At 44.9% G+C, this 13,788-nt stretch carries 12 protein-coding genes; 6 read left to right on the top strand and 6 right to left on the bottom strand.

What is annotated here, in order from left to right; all coding sequences use genetic code 11:
• Positions 1-3: 3 nt before the first annotated feature.
• Both ftsZ and lpxC read left to right on the top strand, forming a co-directional pair.
• Positions 4-1,161 carry a cell division protein FtsZ gene (gene ftsZ / locus A9E74_RS06030; protein ID WP_069295745.1) on the top strand — a complete coding sequence of 386 codons (1,158 nt, stop codon included), beginning with the start codon at positions 4-6 and terminating at the stop codon, positions 1,159-1,161.
• 71 nt (positions 1,162-1,232) lie between these two features.
• Positions 1,233-2,150, top strand: coding sequence for a UDP-3-O-acyl-N-acetylglucosamine deacetylase (gene lpxC, locus A9E74_RS06035; RefSeq protein ID WP_069295746.1), 918 nt, complete (start codon positions 1,233-1,235; stop codon positions 2,148-2,150).
• On the opposite strand, the gene A9E74_RS06040 is transcribed toward lpxC, so the two are convergent.
• A complete protein-coding gene (locus tag A9E74_RS06040) occupies positions 2,147-2,599 on the bottom strand; it encodes a DUF721 domain-containing protein (protein ID WP_069295747.1) in 453 nt (150 codons plus the stop codon). The genes lpxC and A9E74_RS06040 overlap by 4 nt on opposite strands.
• Before the next feature lie 26 nt (positions 2,600-2,625).
• Between A9E74_RS06040 and A9E74_RS06045 the strand changes: the two genes are divergently transcribed.
• The 4 genes from A9E74_RS06045 to A9E74_RS06060 all read left to right on the top strand — a co-directional run bounded on the left by A9E74_RS06045 (position 2,626) and on the right by A9E74_RS06060 (position 8,685).
• A complete protein-coding gene (locus A9E74_RS06045) occupies positions 2,626-3,546 on the top strand; it encodes a M23 family metallopeptidase (protein WP_069295748.1) in 921 nt (306 codons plus the stop codon).
• Between the two features lie 135 nt (positions 3,547-3,681).
• A complete protein-coding gene (secA, locus tag A9E74_RS06050) occupies positions 3,682-6,393 on the top strand; it encodes a preprotein translocase subunit SecA (RefSeq protein ID WP_069295749.1) in 2,712 nt (903 codons plus the stop codon).
• Positions 6,393-7,619, top strand: coding sequence for a bifunctional glutamate N-acetyltransferase/amino-acid acetyltransferase ArgJ (gene argJ, locus A9E74_RS06055; protein ID WP_069295750.1), 1,227 nt, complete (start codon positions 6,393-6,395; stop codon positions 7,617-7,619). Before secA ends, argJ begins: the two co-directional genes overlap by 1 nt.
• Before the next feature lie 13 nt (positions 7,620-7,632).
• On the top strand, positions 7,633-8,685 hold the full coding sequence (locus tag A9E74_RS06060) for a DUF3549 family protein (protein ID WP_069295751.1): 1,053 nt from the start codon (positions 7,633-7,635) through the stop codon (positions 8,683-8,685).
• Between the two features lie 14 nt (positions 8,686-8,699).
• Here A9E74_RS06060 and A9E74_RS06065 read toward each other — a convergent pair whose 3' ends face one another.
• The 5 genes from A9E74_RS06065 to A9E74_RS06085 form a co-directional block, all read right to left on the bottom strand.
• Positions 8,700-9,251: a pyridoxamine 5'-phosphate oxidase family protein gene (locus A9E74_RS06065; RefSeq protein WP_069295752.1), complete on the bottom strand. Its 552-nt coding sequence runs from the start codon at positions 9,249-9,251 to the stop codon at positions 8,700-8,702.
• Positions 9,251-9,799, bottom strand: a complete 549-nt coding sequence (gene def, locus A9E74_RS06070; protein ID WP_069295753.1) for a peptide deformylase — start codon at positions 9,797-9,799, stop codon at positions 9,251-9,253. Before def ends, A9E74_RS06065 begins: the two co-directional genes overlap by 1 nt.
• Complete coding sequence (locus A9E74_RS06075) at positions 9,796-10,437, bottom strand: 2OG-Fe(II) oxygenase (protein ID WP_069295754.1); 642 nt, start codon at positions 10,435-10,437, stop codon at positions 9,796-9,798. Before A9E74_RS06075 ends, def begins: the two co-directional genes overlap by 4 nt.
• Before the next feature lie 150 nt (positions 10,438-10,587).
• Entirely contained in the window at positions 10,588-11,817 is a 1,230-nt protein-coding gene (locus tag A9E74_RS06080; RefSeq protein WP_069295755.1) for a nucleoside recognition domain-containing protein, read from the bottom strand.
• A gap of 71 nt (positions 11,818-11,888) precedes the next feature.
• On the bottom strand, positions 11,889-13,703 hold the full coding sequence (locus tag A9E74_RS06085) for a DEAD/DEAH box helicase (RefSeq protein ID WP_069295756.1): 1,815 nt from the start codon (positions 13,701-13,703) through the stop codon (positions 11,889-11,891).
• Positions 13,704-13,788 lie beyond the last annotated feature (85 nt).

Consider the following 13,788-nt stretch of genomic DNA (forward strand, 5'->3'; position numbering starts at 1 on the left):
ATCATGACATTTGAATTGATTGATACATATACAGCGAATGCGGTTATTAAAGTCATCGGTGTTGGTGGTGGCGGTGGTAACGCATTGGAACACATGGTAGCCAGTAAAATCGAAGGTGTTGATTTTATCTGTGCCAATACTGATGCACAGGCTTTACGTAAAAGTAATGCCACCACACATTTACAACTAGGAACTGATATTACTAAAGGACTTGGTGCCGGTGCCAATCCAGATGTAGGTCGTCAGGCAGCATTAGAAGATCGTGAACGTATCATGGATGTAATCCGTGGTGCCGATATGGTGTTCATTACCGCCGGTATGGGTGGTGGTACAGGAACGGGTGCGGCTCCTGTTGTTGCTCAGGTTGCCAAAGAAATGGGGATTTTGACCGTAGCTGTTGTAACTAAGCCTTTCCCTTTCGAAGGCGCTAAACGCTTGAAAGTGGCTGCGGCAGGTATTGAAGAATTGGGTCAGCATGTTGACTCATTGATTACCATTCCAAATGAAAAACTACTGAAAGTATTAGGCAAGGAAATGAGCTTGCTTAATGCCTTTAAATCAGCCAACGACGTATTACTGGGTGCTGTTCAGGGTATTGCTGAACTGATTACTCGTGAAGGTATGATCAATGTCGACTTTGCTGACGTAAGAACTGTTATGTCAGAAATGGGTATGGCGATGATGGGAACAGGCCGTGCTTCTGGCGAAAATCGTGCTTCTGAAGCAGCAAGACTAGCGGTATCTAGTCCGCTGTTGGAAGATGTTGATTTGGCGGGTGCCCGCGGTGTATTGGTTAATATCACTGCAGGTCTGGATATGAGCATCGGTGAGTTTGAAGAAGTGGGTAATACCATTAAAGAATTTGCTTCAGAAGACGCAACAGTGGTTGTGGGTACCGTAATTGATCCTGATATGACTGATGAATTGCGTGTAACGGTTGTTGCCACTGGTTTGGGCGCAGCAAGAGCCGCAGTAGTGAAACCAGTCGAAACTGCTTCAGCACCGCAAATTGAAATTGTCAAAAAGCCAATTGATATCGACTATGACGAACCAACTGTTTTACGTAATGGTCGGAATAGCGAACATAAACAAGTGGCCAATGGTGATGTCAACATGGATTATTTAGACATTCCAGCCTTTTTACGCCGACAAGCTGACTAACGAAGATGGTTATGTAATATAAGCCTATGATATTATTGTCGGATGATTAAACTAGAAGGGGGTAGAGCACCTTGATTAAGCAGCGAACATTGAAAAATGTGATTCGTGCCACAGGTGTGGGATTACACAGCGGTGAGATGGTTTATTTAACATTGCGTCCGGCTGCCCCGAATACAGGCATAATCTTCCGTCGAGTCGATTTAGATCCAGTCGTTGAAATCGAAGCCAAAGCGGAGAATGTGGGTGAGACTGCCCTGTCAACCACACTAGTCCAAAATGGTCAGCGGGTTTCAACAGTTGAACATTTATTGTCAGCCTTTGCCGGGCTGGGTATCGATAATGCTTATATTGACCTCAATGCCGCAGAAGTACCGATTATGGACGGCAGTGCCGGACCATTTGTGTTTCTGGTGCAATCTGCAGGTATCGAAGAACAGTCAGTTGCTAAACAATTTATTCGTATCAAAAAGCCTGTATTACTGGAAGACGGTGATAAATGGGCTAAGTTTGAGCCATTTGAAGGGTTCAAAGTCTCTTTTACCATTGATTTTGAACATCCGGCATTTACTGGCAGACCACAACAAGTCGATGTTGATTTCTCCTCCACATCATTTGTTCGTGAAGTCAGCCGTGCCCGGACTTTCGGGTTTATGAAAGATATCGAAAAATTGCGTGAAATGAATCTTGCGCTTGGTGGCAGTATGGACAACGCGATCGTTGTAGATGACTTTCGTGTTTTGAATGAAGATGGTCTACGTTACGAAGATGAGTTCGTTCGTCACAAAGTGCTTGATGCAATTGGTGATCTGTATTTATTAGGACATAGTTTGATTGGCGCTTTCGTTGGTCATAAATCGGGCCACGAGGTTAACAATCGTTTATTACGCAAACTTCTGGCTCAACAAGATTGTTGGGAATTGGTGACATTTGAAGAAGATGCAGATGCACCGATTGTATTCAGTCGACCAGCTGCTTCAATAGTCAGCTAGGAGTCATTAGAAAATTCACCTCGCTTTGCGAGTTTATGCAGCGCTGTTTTGAGCTGACCATCGTCCAAGCCGGCGGCGGTCTGAGCAATCAGCGCTGCATTGTTATTGGACATATCAATCGTGTTGGATCTTGGTGATTTCTGGGCAGATTGCCCCGGTTTTACTTTGACTTCGACGCGATCAATGTTAACAGCCAATTGGTTGGAAAGTGTCTTACAAATGGTTGCGGAATGAAAGCGTAACAAGCTTGCAATTGCCGCACTTTCGGTATGGATGATAATTTTATTGTCATTCAGATTTGCCAGCTGGCAATGCCCTGCGAACTGCGAAGGTAAAATTTCTTGCAGAATGCTGTTAAGCTGAGTTAATTTTTGGGCGCGCTTCGCGATTTGCTGTAGTTGCTGATTACTTTGGCACACAGTTGCAAAATGAAGCGGTTTATTTGACATGTCTCAATACCGGGACGAGGATAAGTATGCAGATTATCATAATATCCGCCGACAATACCGGCCATAAGAACTGGCATTTAAGCCGAACCAGTCTGATGTTGCTGACAATGTTTGTGTTATCAATCACCATTGCAGTGACTATCTCGGCAATGAACTACATTGATGAAAAGACCACTCTGACATCTACTGAAGATTCAAAATTTTTCCCTACCGCTCAACTTCTCACACCTAAAACCGATCCCTATTCTATAAGTGATGACACGACTGCTAATGAAGCCATTCAAGGTTTCTATGCGCAACAGCTTGGTGGATTGCAGGCGGAAGCCATTCGCTTGAAAATGCTTAGCCAACGATTAGCGGAAATTGCAGGGTTTGAAGTAAGTGACTTTGATTTGGAATTTGCTCCAGGCATGGGCGGCATCGAAACATCAGGTGACTGGTTATCCAATGCTGAATTTGAAGAAAGTTTAGTTCGTTTGTCTCAAGACTTTGCTAATCAACAAGATACCTTAACGGCATTACAAGATTATTTGATTACCAACGAAAATATCACTGGTGCCATCCCAACTGGCAGACCTGTCGATGAAGGCTGGATATCATCTTTTTATGGCTATCGAGTAGATCCGTTCAACGGAAAAAAATCCTTTCACGACGGAATTGATTTTGCAGGAAAAACCGGTAGTGCCGTTATTTCTGTAGCAGATGGCATTGTAAGTTGGGCAGGTATGCGTGGCGGTTATGGTGGTTTGGTAGAGATCGATCACGGTAATGGCTACGTAACACGTTACGCCCACAATAAATCGCTGGAAGTGAGTACTGGAGATCGGGTCAATAAAGGTGATGTCATTGCGTTGATGGGGTCAACTGGCCGATCAACTGGTCCTCATGTTCATTTTGAAGTGCTGCGAGACGGTAAATCCGTAAATCCATTTAATTACATCGAATAATCCCACTTGTAATTACACATTCTGTCACCACTTAAAAGATGAAGTTGATCTTCGATCTTCTCAATAGTACGCGTTATAATCACGTGATTTATCAAACCGTCGTCAATTCGACTCAATTCAACAGGTAGTTCAGTCATGGTAGGCAAGTTTTTCAGTAAGGTTTTTGGCAGTCGCAATGATCGTGTAATCAAAAAGCTGCAGAAACAAATTGGCCTTATCAATGAATTGGAAAGCGAATACGAAAAGCTGGATGACGCTGCCTTAAAATCCAAAACCATCGAATTTAAACAAAGACTGAATGACGGCCAAACCCTCAATGATATTTTGGTTGAAGCATTTGCAGTAGTTCGTGAAGCCGGCAAGCGTGTAATGGAAATGCGCCATTTTGATGTTCAGTTGATTGGCGGTATGGTTCTCAACGATGGCAAAGTCGCTGAGATGAAAACCGGTGAAGGTAAAACACTGGTCGCAACCTTAGCGGTCTATCTAAATGCGTTGACTGGCGAAGGTGTTCACGTAATCACAGTCAATGATTATCTTGCCAAGCGTGACTCGGCGTGGATGAGTAAACTTTATGGCTTCCTTGGTTTAACCACCGGAGTTATTGTCAGTGGTTTGAGTGGAGATGAACGTCGTGAAGCTTACGCCGCGGACATCACCTACGGTACCAATAATGAATTTGGCTTTGATTACCTTCGCGATAACATGGCTTTTCGTTTGGAAGACCGTGTACAGCGCCCACTGAATTTTGCGGTTATCGATGAAGTTGACTCCATCCTGATCGACGAAGCCAGAACACCACTGATTATTTCCGGTCCGGCGGAAGACAGCTCTGAGCGTTATGTACAAATAAACACCCTAATTCCCCATCTCACCAAACAAGAAGGTGAAGATGACGATATCAAAGTCGCTGGTGATTACACCGTAGATGAAAAGAATAAACAGGTTCATTTCACTGAAGCTGGCCATGAGAAAATCGAGCAGTTATTGACTGATGCCGGTCTGCTGGAGGCCGATGCAAGTTTGTATGATGCGGCCAATATCGGTTTGATGCATCACGTTACTGCCGCCTTGCGCGCCCATGTTTTATTCCATCGTGATGTCGAATATATTGTTCAGGACGATCAGATCATTATCGTCGATGAATTTACTGGCCGTACCATGCCAGGCCGCCGTTGGTCTGAAGGCTTACATCAAGCAATAGAAGCCAAAGAAGGCGTGAAGATTCAAAACGAGAATCAAACACTGGCTTCAATCACCTTCCAGAACTACTTCCGTCTGTATAAAAAATTATCCGGTATGACCGGTACCGCTGATACAGAAGCTTACGAATTACAGTCAATTTATGGTTTGGAAGTTGTCGTTATTCCGACACATCGACCAATGCAACGTAAAGACGAAGCAGATCGAATTTATTTAACGGCTAAAGAAAAGTTCGACGCAATTCTATTAGATATCCAGGAATGTATTAAACGTAAGCAGCCCGTTTTAGTTGGTACAGCTTCGATTGAGAGTTCGGAATACCTTGATAAATTGCTGACCAAAGCCAAAATTCCTCATGAAGTGTTGAATGCGAAATTCCATGAGAAAGAAGCCCATATTATTGCTGAAGCAGGTAAACCAGGATCAGTGACCATTGCCACCAATATGGCGGGTCGTGGTACGGATATCGTTTTGGGGGGCAGTCTTGAAGCTGAGCTGGATAAGTTGGGCGAAGATGCTGATGACGCTGCAAAAGCAAAAGTGAAAGCCGATTGGCAACAACGTCATGATTTGGTTTTGCAAGCCGGTGGTTTACATATTATAGGTACCGAACGCCACGAATCTCGCCGTATTGATAACCAGTTGCGCGGTCGTTCAGGTCGTCAGGGCGATCCCGGTTCTACCCGTTTTTATCTGTCGCTTGAAGATAATTTGATGCGGATTTTTGCCTCAGATCGCATGGCCGGCTTGATGCAAAAACTGGGTATGGAAGAAGGCGAAGCCATTGAACACCCATGGGTTAGTCGAGCCATTGAAAATGCGCAACGCAAAGTTGAAGGGCATAACTTTGATATCCGTAAACAATTACTGCAATTCGATGATGTGGCTAACGATCAGCGTAAAGTGATTTACGAGCAACGTAATGAATTAATGGCATCGGAAGATGTTTCTGAATCCATTATTTCAATGCGCAGCAGCGTGATTAACGATGTTATCAGTCTTTATATTCCGCCAAACAGCATTGATGAACAATGGAATGTCACTGGTTTGGAACAGGCACTGCGTGATGATTTTGCCTTGGACTTAGATATTAGTGGCTGGTTGGAAGCAGACGATAGTCTGCACGAAGAAACTTTGCGCCAACGTATTATTGATGAAGCTGAGTCGGCTTGTCAGGCCAAGGAAGCCACAGTTGGTGCAGAGCTGATGCGACATTTCGAGAAAGCCATTATGTTGCAAACACTGGATACCCAATGGAAAGAACATCTGGCGCAAATGGATTATTTACGTCAAGGCATCAATCTACGTGGCTACGCTCAAAAAGATCCTAAGCAAGAATACAAACGTGAGGCATTCCAGCTGTTCACCGCTATGCTGGATAGCTTGAAACATGATGTTATCAGTTTAATTTCTCGCGTTAAGGTGCGGGCACCGGAAGATGTTGAAGCAGTTGATGAACAACGCCGTCAATCTGCAGATGTGGAATATCAGCACGCCAGTCCATCTGCCGAAGCTGAAGCAGAAGCTGATCATCCGTCAGCGAATCAGCCATTAACACGAGAAGGTAAAAAAGTCGGCCGCAATGATCCGTGCCCATGCGGCAGTGGTAAAAAATTCAAAAATTGCCATGGCGCGATTAAATAATGGCAGTTAATCTCTCTGCTCCAATCGCTGCTGAATTAAAACCTGTCAACGGTATCCGATTAGCTACCGCCAGTGCGGGCATCAAAAAACCAGGCCGTCAGGATGTGGTTTTAATCGAACTGGCCGCCGGAAGTCATACTGCAGCGGTGTATACCCGTAATGCGTTTTGTGCGGCGCCGGTATTAATTGCCAGAGAAAATCAGACCCAATCCGCAACACGCTTTCTATTGATAAATTCTGGAAATGCTAATGCTGGAACTGGCGATGCGGGCCTAGCTGCAGCAAAAGCATGTTGTCAGGCTGTGGCCGAACTCGGTCAATGTGATGCAAGTGCGGTGTTGCCTTTTTCTACCGGTGTGATTGGTCAACCGTTACCCGTAGACAAAATAACCACTGCATTACCGGATGCCTTTGGAAAATTACAGGCTGATAATTGGTTTGCGGCAGCCCATGCCATTATGACTACCGATACCATTGCCAAGGCCCGCACCGTAGAGTTGTCTCTAAATGGGCAGAAAATAACCCTGACAGGTATTGCCAAAGGTTCTGGCATGATACGCCCCGATATGGCTACGATGCTGTCATATATTGCTACTGATGCGGCGATAAGCCCATTAATTTTACAAAAGATGCTTGAAGTTTCGATGGAGCAGTCTTTTAACAGCATCACCGTTGATGGCGATACGTCCACCAACGATGCCTGTATTCTTATAGCAACTGGTCAGGCGGGTAATGCTTCGATTGAAGATATGGATAGCGTTGAAGCGCAGCAATTTATCGAAGCACTTAATTTATTAAGCCGTTTTCTGGCCCAAGCTATCGTGCGTGACGGCGAGGGTGCAACCAAATTTATCAGTATTGATGTTGAGCAAGGCGCTGATGAAGACGAATGTAAGCAAGTCGCCTACACCATTGCACATTCACCGCTAGTAAAAACCGCTTTATTTGCTTCAGACCCAAACTGGGGTCGTATTTTGGCAGCGGTAGGTCGTAGTGGTTTACCCAATCTCGACTTATCAAAAATCGCTATTTATCTGGATGCCGTATGCATTGTCGATGGTGGTCAACCCGCTGCTGACTATACTGAAGAAAAAGGCCAACAGGTGATGTCACAGTCAGAAATAACCATCCAGGTAAAACTTGGTAGAGGCGAGGTTGCCAAAACAGTGTGGACCTGTGATTTCTCTTACGATTACGTGAAAATCAACGCCGAATACCGTACCTGATACGGAGCAATATATGGATATTGGACAGATCAACACCTTGAGCAAATTTCTGCGTCAAAGTGGCGCCCAGTATCGGGTGTTTGATATGGGCCGCAGGGTCTGTAAATTAACCCCTGAACAGTTTGTCAGTTTTGATAATTGCCAGCGACCATATCCTTATCCATTCAAACGGTTTGCCCAACTGGGCATCATTTTTTGGCATCCGGATGCAGCAGAAAAACAATATGTTTGGTTTTTGCAATTCCCATTAGATGAGCAGGGGTTATTGATTCCTGATGCACGTGATGCGTTTTTACTGATGCTGCTGGAAAGACTTGGCGAAGCTATGTTGGCCGCAGCAGATGGTGACAAAATTCAGGGTGCTTTAAAAGATAGTCCATTTACCTTTGAGCCGCGACAGGATCGAATGGCGGCTTTTAATGCGCATGCCACATATGCCTTGAAACTGTCCCCATCAAAATATTACGACTCTGCTTACCGTTATTTCACAGGTGATCTGTCATTGGATAAATGGCCGGGACTGGCAATGCAAGGTCTTGCCGATTTTGCCATTCGTTTAGATACCAATGAAGGTACTTTGGGGTTGATTCAACTATTGCCGAAGCTACCGCAAGAACCATTTCATAACCTTTGTGTATTGCTGGAACATGCCAGTCCGGCAGCGGGTGTGGTAGAAGTATTGGCGCAACAGGTCGATATTCAGTTGCAGGAAAAACAGCCGGATACGGTCAAAATCATTTCCTGTTTACGGGCTGCGTCCAATAGCCCGGCACGTGGATTAGTGGAACGTATGGTTACGCAGGTGCTGAAACATCGCTGCAGTCGTGAAATTGAAGTGTTGGCTATCATTAGTGGTCGTATTTGGCTTACGTTGGCCAAACCACCCATCTGTGAATTGTATCTTGAGCAACTTGCTCATAATGACGCTGGGCAACCAGGCTTTAGTCAGTTATTAGCTGATTTGTTATTTATTCCAGGTATGCGTCAACCGATTATGCAGGTTTTGCGTAATCCAAAGCGTTCGGAAACTTTGGCAAAAGCGGTGGGTGAAATGTTTGGCCAATAGTAAGTCGAAAAAGGCTAAATATTCTTTGTGACAATTTCGGTTTCCAGTCCATCCACCGTGAACTGATTTTTTTCGCGCCAATAGTCTTTAATACCTATCTCCCCTTTGCGCTCAGCCCAGTTATTCAGTAGTTCGCGTTCACCGACATAATCCAAATAGGGAACAGCCATGCCGCAAGAGGTTTGTACCAAATCAATATCCAAAATAAATATCTGTCTGGCACCGGGCAATGCGTCAAATAAACCATAAAGTGATTGCCACTCAGGATCCTTATGATGAACCGCTCGAGCCTGGCCGTAGAGTCTCAAAATTAAAGGTTTGCCTTCAAAAGCACAAAACATCAAAGTCATCCGTGGATTTTTTTCTATATGTGCAGCGGTTTCGTTGCCGCTACCAGTCACATTCAACCAGATCACCCGATTACTATTTAACACCCGTAGTGAGTCCATGCCTTTGGGTGAAACGTTAACTCGACTGTCAGCCGTTGCCGTTGCCACGAAAAACAGATGCTGTTGGAGAATAAACTCAATTAAGCGATCAGATAAGCTATCAAATTGTTGTGCCATTACTTAGCATTGCTCCGGGCTTTTTCCGCCAGCATCGACCGCCAGCTTGATTCGGTCATCATATCCATTGTCGATTCCACCCGATCAACAAATACCTTTCCATCCAAATGATCCAGTTCATGCTGAAACAGTCTGGCCATGAAATCATCATATTTTACTTGTATTTGGGTACCATCACGTAGGCTGTAACGGACTTCAATTTGCTGATAACGTGGAACCAAGGCACGTAATCCGGGGACACTCAAACAACCTTCCCAGTCTTTTTCCACCGCAGCGGAATGCCAAATAATTTCCGGATTAATTACACAGGTTGCAGGCATATCCGGTGCATAGGGATAACGTTCATTGGGATGACTCGACATAATAAAAAAGCGTTGGTTAATGCCGACTTGGGTGGCTGCAATGCCCATGCCACCGCGTTGCTGTACAAACACGATCAAATCATCAATGTTCTGTTGTAAAACCACATCATTTATATCGGTGACTGGTAGAGCGACGCGACGTAAATCACTTTGGCCTAATTCCAGAATCTCAAAGTTTGTATTCATATCATTGGTGCCTGTAGCGGATCATGAACCCGAAACCATCCTGCGATGCTGTAGCGATCACGTTTGGCCGGTAAGACTTCGTGTGGAAATTGCTCACTTAAAAAAACCACAAAAGTGCCCATTTCAGGTTCGACAGAGGTAATCAGACTATCATCATTAAGATCATAGATCTGTAATTGACCGCCATCCTGAGTCTGCCAGAAAGGATTTAAATACATCACCGTGGTTAAAATCCGACTGGATTGACCTTTAAATGCATCTACATGGCGTTTATAGAACGCGCCGCTGGGGTAATGTGCATAATGCGCTTCATAATCAAACAAGCCTAAAAACAACCGTTGATTCATTGCCAGACGAAAATCGGACATATGGTTGAGATAAGCCTGATCAACATTATTTTCCGAATCCAGCCAGCGGGTTTCATCGCTACGGATATTTTCATTTAACTGATGCTTTTGTTCTCGGCCAATGCCAGCCCGTTCTAAATCATTATGTTCATCCAGACGGGCAACCCGACGATATAGATCATGGGTTAAAGCGGGTGGCAATAATTGAGGTAGGATGCAATAACCTTGGGTAGTCAGCGCATCGGCAATAAGATCGAACACAGCAAAATCAACAACAGACTGAGCGTTCAAAAAAGCGATTCTCCAGAAGAATAAGTGACCTTAGCTGTAACGGCATAACCTGACTAAGCCCTTGAACGGGCGATAAAATGTAGCAGAATTTGTAGTTTACTGAAGGTTTATTTTGAGCTTTGAATAGACAAGTTTTGTTGTAGTTATGAATTAACCAAAAAACCAATAGGCGATAATAATCGCTGCGGTGATACCTGCGACATCTGCTGCCAGACCGCAAGCAATAGCATGACGAATTTTCTTAATGCCTACCGCACCGAAATACACCGCCAACACATAAAAAGTCGTTTCGGTGCTGCCCTGAACAATAGAAGCAAGTCGACCGGCAAACGAATCGGCACCATGTACTTCCATGGTATCGATCATCATGGCGCGTGCGCCGCTGCCGCTAAACGGTTTCATTAGCGCCGTTGGCAAAGCATCGACAAATCTGTCATCCAGTCCAATTGCCAATACTACTGCACGCACACCATCAGCAAGCAATTCAAGCGCGCCACTGGCTCGGAAAACACCGATAGCGACCAGCATGGCAACCAGATAAGGAATAATCATTACTGCGGTTGAAAAGCCTTCTTTGGCTCCCTCAATAAAGGCCTCATAGGCACTTACCCGTTGCCAGGCTGCAGCGACGATAAAAGCAATCACCAGTGAAAAAATCACCACATTACTGATTACCGCTGATTGAACCAGCATTTGTTGTTGTTCCAGACTGGCAAAATAAGCCAGTAAACCAAATACAAAAGCACTGAATCCACCCAGGTACATCAACACAACTTTATCCAGCAGATTGATTTTTTGTACCGCAGCTACCGTAATCAAGCCGATCAAAGTTGAAAAATAGGTAGCGATTAATAATGGAATAAAAACATCTGTCGGATTGGCAGCGCCCATCTGAGCACGGTAAGTAAAAATAGTAACTGGGAATAACGTGACGGCAGAGGTATTAATCACCAGAAACAAAATCTGTGCATTACTGGCGGTATCTTTTAAGGGATTAAGCTTCTGCAATTCCTGTATCGCTTTTATGCCAAGTGGAGTTGCGGCATTGTCCAATCCCAAAGCATTGGCTGAGATATTCATCACCATCGCCCCGAGCGCTGGGTGATTTTTGGGTACTTCAGGCATCAAGCGGGTAAACAGGGGAGATAGGCCACGAGTTAAGAGTTCAACAAATCCGCTACGCTCACCAATTTTCATAATGCCTAACCACAGCGCGAGAATGCCGGTCAGGCCGATAGCAATTTCGAAAGCGGTTTTGGAGAGGGCAAACATTGCCTGCATGATCTGGCTGAAGATTTCACTGTCGCCCAATACAAGCAGCTTAAATAAAGCTACCGCAAAGGCGATCAGAAAAAAGGCAATCCAGATGATATTGAGCATGGACGCTATTGTGGCATGCTCAAAAAAGTCACTGCTAGCAGTGACTTTTTAGTAATGAAAAAACTTATTTCTTAGCTTTTCTTAAACTTCTTGGCTGGTTTACTTTTTGGACCATCTTTACGATCTTTGCTGAAGTTACGACGTGATGGACGATCTGCAGCACTTTCTGCTACTGCTTCATCTGTTGCCAGACTCATGTTCAGCTGCTTACTGTTGACCCAAATCTTACGTAATTGCTGGAACATATCTTTTGGCATGCCTTGTGGCAGGTCAATCAGACTGTGATCTTCATTGATGGTAATACGACCGATAAACTGACTTTCGATACCCGATTCATTGGCAATTGCACCAACCAGATTACGTGGCTCAATTTTATCTGCACGACCCACTTCAACGCGGTAAGTATCCATATCCGGTTCATTCGGATGTTGACGAGCTGGACGTTTCTCACGTGGTGGACGTTCATCACGACTGCCACGAGCTGGCCGTTCACTACGATCACGCTCTTGGCGTGGTGCGCGTTCACGATCTTCACGAGCTGGACGTTCGGTAACATGCTTGACTGGTTTCAATGGACGATCTTTTTGTACTAAAAATGCTAACGCGGCGGCGATGGCAATCGGATCGGCATCATGTTCTTTTTGGTACTGACTGATCAATGTTTCGAAATACGCCAATTCTTGCGACTCAATGGTTTCACTGAGTTGTTCCATAAATTGCAATACACGGCGATCAGCAATATCTTCGCTGCTTGGTAATTGCATTTTAGTAATGACTTGGCGTGTGGCCTTTTCAATTGCACTCAACATACGGGTTTCGCGAGGAGAGACAAACAGAATAGCTTCACCTTTACGACCAGCACGGCCGGTTCGGCCGATGCGATGTACATAAGATTCAGTATCGTAAGGAATATCGTAGTTGACCACGTGGCTCATGCGTTCAATATCCAGACCTCGTGCAGCGACGTCGGTAGCAATCAGAATATCGATACTGCCTTTTTTCATGCGTTCGATGGTTTTTTCACGCAGCGCCTGATTCATATCGCCATTTATCGCAGAAGCGGAATAACCACGAGCTTCAAGTTTTTCAGCCAATTCTACCGTGGCATTTTTGGTGCGCACGAAAATGATCATGCCATCAAAGTCTTCGACTTCCAGAATACGGGTTAAGGCATCCAGTTTGTGCATGCCGGTCACTTGCCAATAACGCTGGTTAATGGTGGTAACAGTTGACGTTTTGGATTGAATACGAACATCTACCGGATCTTTCAGATATTTCTGTGCGACACGGTGAATAGGGCCGGGCATGGTTGCTGAAAATAACGCTACCTGGCGGTTTTCAGGGGTTTCTTTGAGGATGGTTTCGACATCATCAATAAAACCCATACGCAGCATTTCATCAGCTTCATCAAGCACTAATGCTTCAAGTTTATCCAGCTTCAATGTACCGCGACGGATGTGATCCAGAATACGACCAGGCGTACCAACCACGACTTGTGGTTTACGTTGTAATGAACGTAATTGGATACCCATGCTTTGACCGCCATAAATAGGCAGAATATGGAAATCTTTCAGGTGACGAGCGTAACTTTGAATCGCTTCAGAAACCTGGATCGCCAACTCACGGGTTGGTGCTAATACCAACATTTGGGTGGCTTTGTTTTTTAGATCCAAACGGCTTAACAGCGGTAAGGCAAAGGCTGCGGTTTTACCGGTGCCGGTTTGGGCTTGACCCAGTAAGTCTCTACCAGCCAGTAACGGCGGGATACTTTGCGCCTGAATTGGCGATGGTGTTTCATAACCGAGTTGTTGTACGGCTTGTAAAATTGGAGCGGCTAACCCTAACTCAGCGAATGAGGGTGTTGTATCGTTTTCTGGTGTGGACATTGAATAACCTGTGATGGGCAGCTTTGGAAACAAAGCTGTAAAAGTGACATTTGCGAGCGTGCAATTATACGTGCCCGCTCTATGA

Source organism: Methylophaga muralis, assembly GCF_001720165.1.
GTDB classification, from domain to species: domain Bacteria; phylum Pseudomonadota; class Gammaproteobacteria; order Nitrosococcales; family Methylophagaceae; genus Methylophaga; species Methylophaga muralis.